The organism is Salibaculum sp. (assembly GCF_035270045.1).
Taxonomy (GTDB): Bacteria; Pseudomonadota; Alphaproteobacteria; order Rhodobacterales; family Rhodobacteraceae; genus Salibaculum.
In genome coordinates, this window is sequence record NZ_DATFIP010000078.1 from 18,071 (window position 1) to 31,879 (window position 13,809).

Annotated in this window: 13 protein-coding genes and 1 tRNA gene; 9 read left to right on the plus strand and 5 right to left on the minus strand. The window is 66.0% G+C overall.

Annotated features, from left to right (window positions below; translation table 11 throughout):
• Positions 1–41: 41 nt before the first annotated feature.
• From VJ897_RS13565 to VJ897_RS13575, 3 genes are all read right to left on the minus strand, one after another.
• Entirely contained in the window at positions 42–1,820 is a 1,779-nt protein-coding gene (locus VJ897_RS13565) for an acyl-CoA dehydrogenase C-terminal domain-containing protein (RefSeq protein ID WP_324056232.1), read from the minus strand.
• A gap of 29 nt (positions 1,821–1,849) precedes the next feature.
• The gene (locus tag VJ897_RS13570) at positions 1,850–2,251 is read right to left on the minus strand and encodes a MerR family transcriptional regulator (protein WP_324056233.1); all 402 of its coding nucleotides are present in this window, start codon (positions 2,249–2,251) and stop codon (positions 1,850–1,852) included.
• A 169-nt stretch (positions 2,252–2,420) separates the two neighbouring features.
• Positions 2,421–2,789, minus strand: coding sequence for a MerR family transcriptional regulator (locus VJ897_RS13575; RefSeq protein WP_324056234.1), 369 nt, complete (start codon positions 2,787–2,789; stop codon positions 2,421–2,423).
• Positions 2,790–2,905: 116 nt separating this feature from the next.
• Here VJ897_RS13575 and VJ897_RS13580 point away from each other — a divergent pair, with 116 nt between their 5' ends.
• Genes VJ897_RS13580 through VJ897_RS13590 form a run of 3 tightly spaced genes read left to right on the plus strand, consistent with a single transcriptional unit; the run spans position 2,906 to position 5,159 of the window.
• A complete protein-coding gene (locus tag VJ897_RS13580) occupies positions 2,906–3,349 on the plus strand; it encodes a PaaI family thioesterase (protein ID WP_324056235.1) in 444 nt (147 codons plus the stop codon).
• Positions 3,346–3,843 carry a PaaI family thioesterase gene (locus VJ897_RS13585; protein ID WP_324056236.1) on the plus strand — a complete coding sequence of 166 codons (498 nt, stop codon included), beginning with the start codon at positions 3,346–3,348 and terminating at the stop codon, positions 3,841–3,843. The genes VJ897_RS13580 and VJ897_RS13585 overlap by 4 nt, the downstream gene beginning before the upstream one ends.
• Positions 3,844–3,848: 5 nt before the next feature.
• Entirely contained in the window at positions 3,849–5,159 is a 1,311-nt protein-coding gene (locus tag VJ897_RS13590; RefSeq protein WP_324056237.1) for an MATE family efflux transporter, read from the plus strand.
• A 54-nt stretch (positions 5,160–5,213) separates the two neighbouring features.
• Here VJ897_RS13590 and VJ897_RS13595 read toward each other — a convergent pair whose 3' ends face one another.
• A complete protein-coding gene (locus tag VJ897_RS13595; protein WP_324056238.1) occupies positions 5,214–6,782 on the minus strand; it encodes a bifunctional metallophosphatase/5'-nucleotidase in 1,569 nt (522 codons plus the stop codon).
• Between the two features lie 144 nt (positions 6,783–6,926).
• Here VJ897_RS13595 and VJ897_RS13600 point away from each other — a divergent pair, with 144 nt between their 5' ends.
• The 3 genes from VJ897_RS13600 to arsC are packed head-to-tail and all read left to right on the plus strand — an operon-like array spanning position 6,927 to position 8,649.
• On the plus strand, positions 6,927–7,262 hold the full coding sequence (locus VJ897_RS13600) for a DUF952 domain-containing protein (RefSeq protein ID WP_324056239.1): 336 nt from the start codon (positions 6,927–6,929) through the stop codon (positions 7,260–7,262).
• A gap of 5 nt (positions 7,263–7,267) precedes the next feature.
• Entirely contained in the window at positions 7,268–8,302 is a 1,035-nt protein-coding gene (locus VJ897_RS13605; RefSeq protein WP_414706758.1) for a quinone-dependent dihydroorotate dehydrogenase, read from the plus strand.
• A complete protein-coding gene (gene arsC / locus VJ897_RS13610) occupies positions 8,299–8,649 on the plus strand; it encodes an arsenate reductase (glutaredoxin) (protein ID WP_324056241.1) in 351 nt (116 codons plus the stop codon). The genes VJ897_RS13605 and arsC overlap by 4 nt, the downstream gene beginning before the upstream one ends.
• Here arsC and putA read toward each other — a convergent pair.
• Positions 8,620–12,078, minus strand: coding sequence for a bifunctional proline dehydrogenase/L-glutamate gamma-semialdehyde dehydrogenase PutA (gene putA / locus VJ897_RS13615; RefSeq protein WP_324056244.1), 3,459 nt, complete (start codon positions 12,076–12,078; stop codon positions 8,620–8,622). The genes arsC and putA overlap by 30 nt on opposite strands.
• Positions 12,079–12,194: 116 nt before the next feature.
• Between putA and VJ897_RS13620 the strand changes: the two genes are divergently transcribed.
• The 3 genes from VJ897_RS13620 (at position 12,195) to VJ897_RS13630 (ending at position 13,385) form a co-directional block, all read left to right on the plus strand.
• Positions 12,195–12,677, plus strand: coding sequence for an Lrp/AsnC family transcriptional regulator (locus VJ897_RS13620; protein WP_324056242.1), 483 nt, complete (start codon positions 12,195–12,197; stop codon positions 12,675–12,677).
• A gap of 36 nt (positions 12,678–12,713) precedes the next feature.
• Positions 12,714–13,250: a tetratricopeptide repeat protein gene (locus VJ897_RS13625; protein ID WP_324056243.1), complete on the plus strand. Its 537-nt coding sequence runs from the start codon at positions 12,714–12,716 to the stop codon at positions 13,248–13,250.
• Between the two features lie 49 nt (positions 13,251–13,299).
• Positions 13,300–13,385 (plus strand) — tRNA-Leu (locus tag VJ897_RS13630).
• Positions 13,386–13,809 lie beyond the last annotated feature (424 nt).

The following is a 13,809-nucleotide window of genomic DNA, read 5'->3' on the forward strand; positions in this document are numbered from 1 at the left end:
GGGGCGAGGGCCACGCGCGCGGTCCCCGCCCCACCGTTCCATCAGAACTGCGCCGCCTCAAGCGCCATGACGGTGTCAGCGCCGCTGTTGATCCGGGCCAGGTGCGTGGCCGTCGCCGGCAGTTGGCGGGCCATGTAGTAGCGCCCGGTGGCGATCTTGGTCTGGTAGAAGTCCTTGTCGCCGTCGCCGGCCTCCAGCGCGGCCATGGCAGCCTTGGCCTGACGCGCCCACATCAGCCCGAGGCAGACATGTCCCATCATGTGCATGAAGTCGTAAGAGCCGGCGAGCGCGTCGTTGGGGTTCTTCGTGCCGGTCTGCATGAAATACATCCCCGCCGCCTGCAGGTCCTTGGAGGCCGCCTTGAGCGGGTCGAGGAAGTCGTCCTTGAGCGCCGTGTCGGTTTCGTTCTCCTTGATGAAATCCTTGACCATGTCGAAGAAGGCCATGATGGCCTTGCCGCCGTTCTGGGCCAGCTTGCGCCCCACGAGGTCCAGGGCCTGGATTCCGTTGGTGCCTTCGTAGATCATGGTGATACGGGCATCGCGGACGAACTGTTCGAGCCCCCATTCGCGGGTGAAGCCAGAGCCGCCCAGCGTCTGCTGGGCCAGAACGCAGGTCTCGAAGCCCTTGTCGGTCAGGAAGCCCTTGATGACCGGGGTCAGCAGCGAGATCATCTGCTCGGCCTCCTCGTCCCCCTTGCGGTTGCTGGCGTCGATCATGGTGGCGCCCCAGTAGGTGAAGGCGCGCGCGCCCTCGACGAAGGCCTTCTGGTCCATCAGGTTCCGGCGCACGTCCGGGTGCACGATGATCGGGTCGGCGGGCCCGTCGGGGTTCTTGGTTCCCGCCACGTCGCGGCCCTGCAGACGGTCGCGGGCAAAACCCAGCGCGTTCTGGTAGGCAATCTCGGCCTGGGCATAGCCCTGCAGGCCGACGCCCAGTCGCGCCTCGTTCATCATGGTGAACATCGCCCGCATCCCCTTGTGTTCCTCGCCCACGAGGTAGCCGGTCGCGCCGTCATAGTTCATCACGCAGGTGGCATTGCCGTGGATGCCCATCTTTTCTTCCAGCCCGCCGCAGGACAGGGCATTGCGTTCGCCCAGGCTGCCGTCCGCGTTCACCAGAAACTTGGGCACGATGAACAGCGAGATGCCTTTGACCCCCTCGGGGCCGCCGGGGATCTTTGCCAGCACCAGGTGGATGATGTTGTCGGCCATGTCGTGCTCGCCCGAGGATATCCAGATCTTCTGCCCCGAGATCCTGTAGGTGCCGTCGTCCTGCGGTTCGGCCTTGGTGCGGATCAGCCCGAGGTCGGTGCCGCACTGCGGCTCGGTCAGGTTCATGGTGCCGCCCCACTCGCAGCTGACCAGCTTGGGCAGGTAGGTCCGCTTCTGATCCTCCGACCCGTGGGCGTGGATCGCGTTGTAGGCGCCGTGGGTCAGGCCCTGGTACATGTTGAACGCCATGTTGGACGAGACGAAAGCCTCCTGCGCGGCGGTGTGCATGACGTAGGGCAGACCCTGCCCGCCGTAGTCGGGATCGCAGTCCATGGCCGTCCAACCGCCCTGCTTCATGACCTCGAAGGCCTCCTTGAAGCCCTCGGGTGTGCGCACCACGCCGTTGTCCAGCGTGCAGCCCTGGCGGTCACCAACGGTGTTCAGGGGCAGCAGCACCTCGGCGGCGACCTTGCCGGCCTCTTCCAGCACGGCGCCGGTGAAGTCGCGATCCAGCTCCTCGAAGCCGGGAATGTCCTGTTCGCTGACTGCCAGGACGTTGTGCAGCAGGAATTGCATGTCCTTCGTGGGGGCGGTGTAGATCGGCATGTCTGGTCTCTCTCCCTTGGGTCTTGCTGTTAGCCGGCGGCCCGGTCGGGCGCCAATTCCTTCAGGCGTTTGGCGCCCCAGGCCATCTGGCCCTTCAATTCCGCGATGGCCTCGTTCAACTCGTCGCGCTGGGCTTCCATCTCGGCCAGGTGCGTTTCGGCCAGCGCATAGGTCTTGCGCAGCTGGGTCTCCTGGCTGTCATCCATGTGGTAGAGATCCAGCAACTGGCGGATTTCCTCCAGGCTGAAGCCGAAGCGCTTGCCGCGAAGGATCAGCTTGAGCCGCGCGCGATCGCGCTTGGTGAACAGCCGCTTTTGCCCTTCGCGCCGCGGGCGCAGCAGTTCCTTGGCCTCGTAGAACCGCAGGGTTCTCGGCGTCACGTCGAAGGCCTCGCACATCTCTCGGATGGTCATGGTTCGGTCCGTCGTCATATCGGGCGTCCTCGTCTTGGGTCGTCTTGACCGCGATTTGAGGAGTTGACCCGAGTCCTACAAGGAAAGATGACGTGAACGTAAACGTAACGCCGCGTCACTCAGAGCATGACGAAAGGTCAGCAAAAGTGACGCCGGGTCAGGCGCAATTTCCTGACGGGGTGGCCGGCTAGTCCAGCGACCCGGCGGTCTCGTCGCGCAGGGCCTGCAGTTCATTCATCATCTCGTCAAGCTGGTCGCGCTGGCGGGCGAGCTCGGCCAGTTGCCTGTCGGCCAGTTCCACGAAGGTGCGCATCTGTGCCTCGGTCCCTTGATGTTCGTAGATCAGCAGCCACTGGCGGATTTCCTCGAGGCTGAACCCCCAGCGTCGGCCACGCAGGATCAGGGTCATGCGGGCAATGTCGCGCGGGCCGTAGAACCGCGACCGGCCTTCGCGCTCGGGGGCCAGCAACTCGATATACTCGTAGTAGCGCAGGGTCCGCGGCGTCACCTCGAAGCGGTCGCACATGGCCTTGAAGCCGAGCCGGGTATCGGTCATGGAATCCTCCGTGGCCCGCAACCTAGACCTCTGCCGGCGTCGGGGCAATCTCGCGGAGGCGGGCTTGCCCCCGCCGGCGTGACGGGCGACCCTTGGGGCCACGGAAAGGACAGATAATGGATGAGGATACGAACGAAGCGCGGCGCGCGAAACTGGCGCGGCAATTCATCGAGGCGATCCCTCATGCCCGGGCGATGGGGATGCAACTGGGCGAGATCGGCGCCGGCAAGGCCGTGCTGACCATGCCATACGACGACAGGCTGGTCGGCGACCCGGAAACCGGGGTGATTCACGGCGGGGCCGTTTCGGCGCTGCTGGACACCTGCGGCGGGGCGGCGGTGATGATCCACCCGGTTGCGCCGATCTCGACCGCGACGCTGGACCTGCGCATCGACTACATGCGCCCGGCCACGCCGGGGCAGGCGATCACCGCGCGCGCCGAATGCTATCATGTCACCCGCTCGGTCGCCTTCATGCGGGCCGTGGCCCTGGACGAGGATGAAGACCGCCCCGTGGCCAGTGCCGCCGGGGCCTTTGCCATCGAGAGGGCCGGCCCATGAAACGCCCCGACCCCGTGCAGGTGGTCAAGCAGCGTCGCGATGCCGCCCTCGAGGCATTGGTCGCGGCGGTGCCCTACATCGGCTTCCTTGGCATCCGATTCGATCGGCGCGGTGACGAGCTGACGGCCGTGCTGCCCTATCGCGATGACCTGATCGGCAATCCCATGCTGCCCGCCCTGCATGGGGGTGTGACGGCGGCCTTCCTGGAAACCACGGCCATCGTGGAGCTGTCCTGGTCGACCCGCTGGGACGAGATCGAGCAGGGCGGCGCCGACATCCAGCTGGAGGACCGCTCGCCGCGCCTGCCCAAGACCATTGACCTGACCGTGGACTACTTGCGCTCGGGCCTGCCGCGCGATGCCTATGCCCGCGCCCGCGTCGTGCGGTCGGGGCGGCGTTACGCCAGCGTCCAGGTCGAGGCCTGGCAGGACAACCGCGACCGCATGTTCGCACAGGCCACCGGCCATTTCCTGATGCCGTCGCGCGAGGGCTGATCGCCATGGAAGAGACGCTGACACACCGCAGGGTGCTGAATATCGCCGTGCCCATCGTGCTGTCCAATGCCACCGTTCCGATCCTGGGCGCGGTGGACACCGGCGTGGTGGGGCAGATGGGGGCGGCTGCGCCCATCGGCGCCGTGGGGATCGGGGCAACGATCCTGACCGCGATCTACTGGGTCTTCGGTTTCCTGCGGATGGGGACGACCGGCTTCGCAGCCCAGGCGCTGGGGCGCGGCGACACAGCCGAGGGCGCAGCGATCCTGACCCGCGGGTTGGCCATCGCGATGCTTGGGGGGCTTGGAGTCATCGCGCTGCAATGGCCGATCTTTTCGTTGGGGCTGATGCTGTCTCCTGCCAGCGCCGAGGTCGAGGGGCTGGCGCGGGGCTATCTTGCGATCCGTGTCTGGTCGGCCCCGGCGCTGATCTCGACCCTTGTCATCACCGGCTGGCTGATCGCGGCCGAACGCACCCGCGCGGTGTTGGTGCTTCAGGTCGTCATGAACGGCTTGAACATTGTCCTGGACCTGGTGTTCGTCCTGCAACTGGGCTGGGGGGTCGATGGCGTTGCAATCGCGACCTTCATCGCGGAATGGTCCGGCCTGGCACTGGGGCTTTGGTTCTGTCGTGGCGCCTTCGCCAGCCCCGCCTGGCGCGACTGGGCGCGTGTGCTGGACTCCGCGCGTCTGCGCCATTTCGCGCAGGTGAATACCGACATCCTGATCCGGTCCCTTCTGTTGCAGTGCATCTTCGTGTCCTTTCTGCTGCTTGGCGCGGGGTTCGGAGACGTCCCGCTGGCAGCCAACCAGATCCTGTATCAGTTCATGGCCATCACCGCCTTCGCGCTGGACGGGTTTGCCTTTGCCGCCGAAACGCTGGTGGGGCAGGCCATGGGCGCGCGCCGCCGGGCAGCCTTGCGGCGGGCGGCGCTGCTCTGTTCGGTCTGGGCTTTCGTGTCGGGCGCGCTGCTGGCGGGGGCCTTCGCAACATTCGGCGGCACGATCATCGACGTGATGACCACGGCGGAACCGGTGCGCGACATGGCGCGCATCTACCTGCCCTACATGGTGCTGGCGCCGGTCCTGGGGGCGGCGCCCTTCATGCTTGACGGTGTCTTCATCGGTGCGACCCGCACCCGCGAAATGCGCAACATGATGGCCTTGTCGGTGGCGATATATGCGCTGGCGGCGGCGATGCTCATCCCGACCTTCGGCAATCACGGGCTATGGATGGCGATGCTGACCAGCTTCGTCGCCCGCGCCGTGACCCTCGGCCTGCGGTATCGCGGGCTCGAGGCCGCGGTGGAGGCATGAAAAAGCCCCCGTCACTGGCGCGACGGGGGCCGGGGTACTGCTAGCTGTCTCGCGTCAATTGCTGATGACGGTGATGCGGCCATCCGTGAAGGGCTCGTAGGGGCTGTTCTCGGCCATGTACTCGGCCGTGACATCGGCCAGGTCCGGGCCGAAGTCATAGGCGTTCTCGGCGCCCACGAACATGGAATAGCCGTCGCCGCCATTGCGGACGTAGTTATTGGAGACCACGCCGTAGGTCGCGCCCATGTCGATCGGCTCGCCACCGACCATGACCTCGGAAATCCGGCTGCCCGGCTCGGCGCCCAGATCAACGGTGTACGACATGCCCGCGATCTGCGGGAAGCGTCCTGCGCCGTCCTCGACCTGGCCGACGCCGTTTTCAAGCGCGGCGACGATGGTCTCGCCGCTGACCTCGAAGGTCGAAAGCGTGTTCTGGAAAGGCAGAACGGTCAGGACATCCCCCATGGTGACTTCGCCCTGGCCGATCGAGGCGCGCAGCCCGCCGCCGTTCTGGATGGCGATCTCGATGCCCTGGTCGGCAACACGATCGAGCATGGCGTCGGCCACGAGGTTGCCCATGGGGCACTCCATGGTGCGGCAGACCTCGCGCGAGCCGATGATCGGGGTCTCGGCTTCGGCAACGACCTGGGTCTTCATCTCTTCGATTGGGGCGCCCATCTCCGCGATGCGCGCGGACATCTCGGGGTCCGGCGTGACCGATGCATCCAGCAGGATCGGATCGCCCGTGGCCTCGATTACGTTGCCCTCGTCATCGAAGGTGAGGCTCAGCTCGCCCAGGTACTTGGTATAGGCATAGGCCTGCGCGACCGGGGTGCCCTCGATCATCTCGGGATAGGCCGGGGTGTCGGCGTCGCCGTTGGTCATCAGCGTGTGGCTGTGGCCGCCGATGATCACGTCGATCTGAGGCACGGCGGCCGCGATGCGCCGATCAAGCGGCAGCCCGACGTGGTTGAGCGCTATGATGATGTCGACGCCCTGGTCGGTCAGGGTCTGGGCGTCGGCGGCCAGGCTGTCGATCTCGTCCTGGAAGGTGACGTTCGGGCCGGGGCTGGACGTCTCGTCGGTATCGGTGGCCAAGGCCGAGATGATGCCGATCTGCTGGCCGCCCACTTCGAGCACGACGTGGTTCTGCACGCGGTCCCCGAGCAATTCCGAGGAGGACAGGTCCAGGTTGCCCGAGATCACCGGGAAGCTGACCATGTCGATGAATTCGGCAAGCTTGGGCGGGCCGTCGTCGAACTCGTGGTTGCCCACGGCCATGACGTCATAGCCGATATCCTCCATGAACTCGGCCTCGGCCGCGCCCTTGAAGGTGGTGTAGAACAGCGACCCCTGGAACGGGTCGCCGGCGTCCAGAAGGACCACATTCTGGTCGGCCAGTTCCTCGCGCTTCTGGTCGACCATGGTCGAAACGCGGGCGATGCCACCGAAGCACTCGCCGGCGGCCTCGTCCTCGGCGCCGCAGGTGGAATCGAAGGCGTTGATCGACTCGATGCGGCTGTGCATGTCGTTGGTGTGCAGGATGGTCAGCGAATACTCGGCCGCGGCCATGCTGCCGGTCACGGCCAGCAGGGCGGTTGTGGAAAGCAGGCGGAAGGTCATGGGTCTACCCCTCAGGTGTTGGAACGACGACAGCTTGCGCGCAAGCCGGGCGGGAGTCAAAGCCGATGTCGAAACGCGGCGCAGCCGGGCTGCGTGACAGTCGGCCCGCTTGACGGGGCCGCGGGCACGGGCCAAACCAGCGCCATGCTGATTTACAAGATTCTGACCGCCGACCAATGGACCACGCTGGAGCAGACGGGGCGCTTCGACGGCGCCCCCATCGACCTGGCCGACGGCTATATCCATGCCTCGACCGCTGTCCAGGCTCAGGAAACCGCCGAAAAGCACTTCGCCGGGCAGACCGGGCTGATACTGGCCGCACTGGAGGCCGAGACCTTCGGCAAGGACCTGCGCTGGGAGGTGTCGCGCGGCGGGGCCGAGTTCCCGCATATCTACAATCGTCCGCTTCTGCACGCCGAGGTTCTTTGGGCCAGGCCGATCCCGATCAGGGACGGCCTGCCGCAGGTGCCGGTGTCGTGAGCGTGATGGAACAGGTCGGGTTGCGCGCACTGCGCGCGATGGACCCCGAGACCGGGCATGACCTTGCGCTGAAGGCGCTGAACATGGGGTTCGGGCCCAAAGGCGGCCCGGTGACATCCGCCCGGCTCGGGACGCGGATTGCCGGGTTGGACCTGCCCAATCCGGTGGGACTGGCCGCCGGGTTTGACAAGAACGCGGTTGCACTGGAGGCCTTGGCGAAAACCGGCTTCGGCTTTTGCGAGGTCGGGGCAGCCACCCCGCGCCCACAACCGGGCAACCCGCGCCCCCGGTTGTTCCGCCTGTCCGAGGATGCCGCCGCGATCAACCGCCTTGGTTTCAATAATGAGGGGATGGAAGCGATCGCGCGTCGCCTTGCGTGTCGCACCGCCGGGGCCATCGTGGGGCTGAACCTCGGCGCCAACAGGGACAGCGCCGACCGGGCAGAGGATTTCGCCACTGTGCTGCGCCGTTGCGGCCCGCATGTCGATTTTGCCACGGTCAATGTCTCGAGTCCCAATACCGAGAAGCTGCGCGACCTGCAGGGAAAGGCGGCGCTGGCTGGCTTGCTGGAAGGCGTGACGGCCGTGAACGAAAGCGGCGTGCCGATCTTCCTGAAGATCGCCCCGGACTTGACGAACCGCGAGCTCGAGGACGTGGCCGAGGTCGCGGGCGCCGCCGGTGTCGCGGCCATCATCGCCACCAACACGACCACGGGCCGCGACGGGCTGCGGTCGGTTCATCGCGGCGAGAGCGGCGGCCTGTCCGGCCAGCCCCTGTTCGAAACATCAACCCGGATGCTGGCACGGCTGGCGACCCTGACGGAGCTACCCTTGATCGGTGTGGGGGGGGTCGGATCGGCCGAACAGGCCTATGCGAAGATCCGCGCGGGCGCCTCTGCGGTGCAGCTTTACACCGCGCTGGTTTATGGCGGCATCTCGCTGGCGGGCCGGATCGCGCGCGGGCTGGATGCCTTGCTGGTTCGGGACGGCTTTGAAACCGTGGCCGATGCCGTGGGAACCGGAAAACGAGACTGGACATGATCCTGTGGCACAATCCGCGTTGTTCGAAATCGCGGCAGGCGCTGGAATTGTTGCGCGACAACGGCGTGGAGCCGATCCTGCGGCTTTACCTGAAGGATCCGCCGACCGAGGTCGAGATTGAAGAGGTCCGCCGGGCATTGGACGTACCGCCAATGGACATGATGCGGCGCGGTGAGAGACTGTTCAAGGAATTGGGCCTTGCCGATGCGGACGATGCAATGCTGCTCTCGGCGATGGCGGCCAATCCCATCCTGATCGAGCGGCCCATCGCCATTTCCCCGGCAGGCGCCCGTATCGGACGCCCGCCGGAAGATGTGCTAATCCTTCTGGGCGACGGCGGCGAGTAGCGCCGCGTTGCCGCCGGCCGCCGTCGTGTCAATGCAGACATGGCGTTCATGCAGGACATGGGCGGCGTCCGGTCGGGCCGTTACCAGCGGGATGATGGGGCCGTCTCGGTCGGCCAGGGCGACCTCGTAGGCGCGGCCAGTATCCGTATCTCCCCACCAGATCGCCGCCTCGGCGGGCAGATCGCGCAAGGCCTCGGGCGGGACGGACCCGTCCGCCTTCACCGGCTGGCCGCCAAGCGCACTGACCGCCTCGGCCTGTGCCCTCGCCGTGTCGGCCCCGGGGCCGAGGCATAGCAGCGGGCCGCGTGGGATCTCCGAAAGCCGGTTGGATTCGCCGGTTGGGCCGGGCAGGTCCACAGGCGTGCCCGGTTCGCTTGCCGCCGCCCCTTCCAGCGCCTTGCGCAGATTGCCAAGGTCGGCGGCTCTGGCCCATTCGTCCGAATACTCCCCGGCGGCCGGCATCAGGAAACGCGGCAGGTAGTGCGGCCCACCGGCCTTGGGGCCGGTGCCCGACAGCCCCTCGCCGCCGAAGGGCTGGCTGCCCACCACGGCGCCGATCTGGTTGCGGTTGACGTAGATGTTGCCCACGCGCATGGCCTCGACGATTTCCTGGACGCGGTCATCGATGCGGGTGTGCAGGCCGAAAGTCAGACCGTAGCCGGTGGCGTTGATCCGGTCCAGGATCTGGGGCAGATGCTCGGCATCGAAGCCTGCGACATGCAGGACCGGGCCAAAGATCTCGCGCTCCAGCGCCTCGATGCCATCGATCTCGATCAGGGTGGGGGCGACGAAGGTGCCGTCCCCGGGCGCGGCCAGTTCGTGCAGCAACCGGCCTTCGCCGCGGGCCTTGTCGATGTGATGAACGATAGTCTGGCGCGCTTCGTCGTCGATCACGGGCCCCACGTCGACGGACAGGTGCCACGGGTCGCCCATGCGCAATTCGTCCATCGCGCCCCTTAGCATGCTCACAACCTTGTCCTTCACGTCGTTCTGCACGTAGAGGCAGCGCAGCGCGGAACAGCGCTGGCCCGCCGACTGGAAGGCGCTTTGCAGAATGTCCCGGATGGCATGTTCGGGCAGGGCGGTGCTGTCCACGACCATGGCGTTCAGCCCGCCGGTCTCCGCGATCAACGGCGTGCCGGGGGCGGCGTTCTCGGCCATGGCGCGGCGGATTAGCCGGGCGGTCTCGGTTGAACCCGTGAAGGCCACGCCGTTGATGCGGCTGTCCGAGGTCAGGGCCGCGCCCACGTCGCCCGCTCCTGGCAGCAGTTGCAGGGCACCGGTCGGCACGCCCGCCTCGTGCATCAGCTGCGCTGCGTGGTGAGCGACAAGACAGGTCTGTTCCGCGGGTTTCGCCAACACCGCGTTGCCCGCGGCCAGGGCGGCCGCGATCTGGCCGGTGAAAATGGCCAGCGGGAAGTTCCATGGGCTGATGCAGACCCAGCGGCCGCGTGGAGAAGGGGCCTCGGCGTTTTCGATCTGCATGGCGTAGTAATGCAGGAAATCCACCGCTTCGCGCACCTCGCCCACGGCGTCGAGCAGGGTCTTGCCCGCCTCCCGGTGCAACACGGCAAACAGCTCCTCGGCGTTGGCCTCGTAGGCGGCGGCGATGCCGCGCAGGGTTTCGGCCCGGGTCGCGGGGCTGGCATCCCAGGTCTGTGCGGTCTCCAGCGCGGCCTCAACCGCCTCCGGGGTGGCGTCGCCGACAGTGCCCACGGTATCACCCGGCAGGGCGGGGTTTATGATGCGGCGCGGGGCGGACTTCGCCTCTGATTGCCAAGATGACGCCAAAAGCGGCACGGCTTGCCATTGCGCCTCGCGGAACGGGTCGCGGCCGGCGTCGATCTCGGCCAGCGCCGGACGATAAGTCAGGTCCCAGCCCTTGGAGTTGGCCCGGTCGGGGGCAAAGAGCGCCGGGCCGGTGGCCAGGGGGTAGCGTTTTTCCAGGTCGTCGAAGGGGTCCGCGGCGACCTCTTCGGCGGGCACGTCCTCGTCCACGATCTGGTTGACGAAGCTTGAATTGGCACCGTTTTCAAGCAGGCGGCGAACGAGATAGGCCAACAGGTCCGCGTGCGCACCGACGGGGGCGTAGATGCGGCAGCGGGTGCCATGGTCGGCCATGACGATCTTGTGCAACTCCTCGCCCATGCCGTGCAGGCGCTGGAACTCGAAGGCCTCCTTGGCCACGCCCATCCGGTCGGCCATGTGCAGGACCGCGTGAACCGTGTGGGCATTGTGGGTGGCGAATTGCGGATAGATCACGTCCGTCATGCCCAGCATCTTTCTAGCATTGGCGATGTAGCTGACATCCGTGGCGGGTTTCGAGGTAAAGACCGGAAAGCCGTCCAGCCCCATGACCTGGCCGCGCTTGATCTCGGCGTCCCAGTAGGCGCCCTTGACCAGGCGCACCATGAAGCGCTGGCCGGTGCGATGGCCAAGGTCGTGCAGCCAGTCCAGGACATATCCCGCGCGTTGCCCGTAGGCCTGCACGACCACGCCGAAGCCGTCCCAGCCCGCCAGCGCCGGGTCGGTGGCCACGGCCTCGATCACGTCAAGCGAGAGCGACAGTCGGTCGGCCTCTTCCGCGTCGATGTTGAAACCCTGCCCGGCGGATTTCGCCAGCAGGGCGAGGGACCGCAGCCGCGGCACCAGTTCGTCCATCACGCGGTCGCGCTGGGCCTCTTCGTAACGGGCGTGCAGCGCTGACAGCTTGACCGAGATCCCGGGGTTCTGCGTGACGTCATGCGATGTACACGCCCCGGCGATGGCGCTGATGGCGCGGGAATAGGACAGGTGGTAGTGGCGCGCGTCGGCATCCGTGCGCGCTGCCTCTCCCAGCATGTCGTAGGAATAGGTGAAGCCGATCTTCTCCATTCCTGCGGCGCGTTTCATGGCGGCCTGGATATCCTCACCCAGCACGAACTGGCGCCCCATCTCGCGCATCGCGCGGCCCACGGCAGAGCGGATCACCGGCTCGCCCAATCGCTTGATCGCACCCCGAAGATGGCCGGCGGGACCCGGTTTGCGGTCGGCCAGCACCTTCCCCGTCAGCATCAGCCCCCAGGTCGAGGCATTGACCAGGGAAGACGCGGAATGCCCCAGGTGCTTGCCCCAATCGCTGGGGGCGATCTTGTCCTCGATCAGGGCGTCGATGGTCTCGGCATCGGGCACGCGCAGCAACGCCTCGGCCAGGCACATCAGCGCGATCCCTTCTTCGGTGGACAACCCGTATTCGGCCAGGAAGACCTCCATCAGCCCCGGCGAGGCGGCGCCGCGAATCCGCCGCACCAGATCGGCCGCGCCATCGCGGATGGCGGCGCGCGCGGCGGGGTCCAGGTCGGCACGGGCCACGAGATTACCCACGAGGGCGGCTTCGTCGGCCAGGTAATGCGCATCGATGGCCCGGCGCAGGTCGGCCGGTGTGGTCATGTTGGTCATGGCGAGGTCCCCGAATCCATTTGTTCCAGGATATACCGTTGCATCAAGTCAATTCGGCCTCTATAATTTTAAAATGAGGTCGAATGGACCAAACTTAGGGGATAAAAATGACCAATCGACCTTACGAATTGGATGCCTTCGACCGCAAGATTCTCGATGTCATCGCGGTGGATGGCCGCATCAGCGTGACAGAACTGGCCCGCCGCATCGGACTGTCCAAGTCGCCGACCCAGGCGCGGCTGAAACGGCTGGAGGAAACCGGTGTCGTGCGTGGCTACCGGGCGCTGTTCGACCCGATCCGTCTTGGACGGGACCACGTCGCCTTTGTCGAAGTCAAGCTTTCCGACACCCGCGAGGCGGCGCTCGCGGCCTTCAACGACTCCGTCACGCAGGTGCCCGAGATCGAGCAATGTCACCTGATCGCGGGGGCCTTCGACTACCTGCTGAAGGTACGCACCTCTTCCATGGGGGCCTACCGGATGGTTCTGGCCGACAGTATCTCGACCCTGCCGCATGTCGCGAATACCTCGACTTACGTGGCCATGCAGGCGGTGAAGGAAGAGGGCGTGACAGCCGTCGCGCAGGCCTGACTTGACCTTGCGCCAGGGCGCGCCACCTTTTCGGTGATGAGATTCCTGCTGCCCCTCGCTCTGATCTCGGGCCCCGCCCTGGCTGACTGCCCGGCTCCGCCGGACCATACCGCAGCCTTCGACGAAGCCATCGCGCAATTGCAGGGCAGCAGCAACGAGATGGAGGCTCGCGAGCACAACGCCACGCTGTGGGGGCTTTGGCTTGATGCGCCGGACGAGCGCGCTCAAACCATGCTGGACGAAGGCATGGCCCGCCGCGAAAGCTATGACTTCCTTGGCTCCATCGCGGTGTTGTCGCGGCTGGTGGACTATTGCCCCGATTACGCCGAGGGTTACAACCAGCGCGCGTTTTCCTACTTCGTCGCGCGCCGCTACGAAGAGGCCCGCGCCGACCTCGAGCGTGCCCTGGAGCTGAACAACCGCCACATCGGCGCCCTTTCGGGGATGGCACTGGCGCTTATCGAGCTGGACCGTCCCGCCGAGGCCATCCCCTGGCTGCGCCGGGCAGTCGAATTGCATCCCTTCCTGGCCGAGCGCGCCCTGCTGGACAGGCTGCCGGGCGAGGATATCTGACTTTTCCCCGGCTGCCATGGCCCCTATGCTGCACGAACCTCTGGCAGAGGCCCGCGTGGTGGAATGGTAGACACAGGGGACTTAAAATCCCTAGGCCGGAAGGCCGTGCCGGTTCGAGTCCGGCCGCGGGCACCACGTAATTTATTTAAATATTTGATTATTAAAGAAAAAATATAAAACTACGCATTCCTATCCCCCCAATTGTCCACCCTTACATGCCTGATAGTTGGCAACCAGTACGGGCCGATGCGATATGGTTCACTGAAGATCGGCTTGGCAGCGAGGCCAAAAGCGCCAGACGAGGTATATTGGAGCGGCGGACCGGGTTCGAACCGGCGACCTGCAGGATGGAAACCTGCCGCTTCCGTAACAGGGCGGTTGTGGTCAAGTGAGAATTTCAAAGCAAAGCCATTGGCCAACCCGTTTGATTGGCCAGCAGGATTTGTATCGCTGATGTTTTGGCGAATGAGGGCGTTGCGGATTGCTTTGGCCACCGGTTGATGTCCCGCACCGGGGTGATGCTTCCGTCCGTGATCGGCGCATCGGCCGCCACATTATG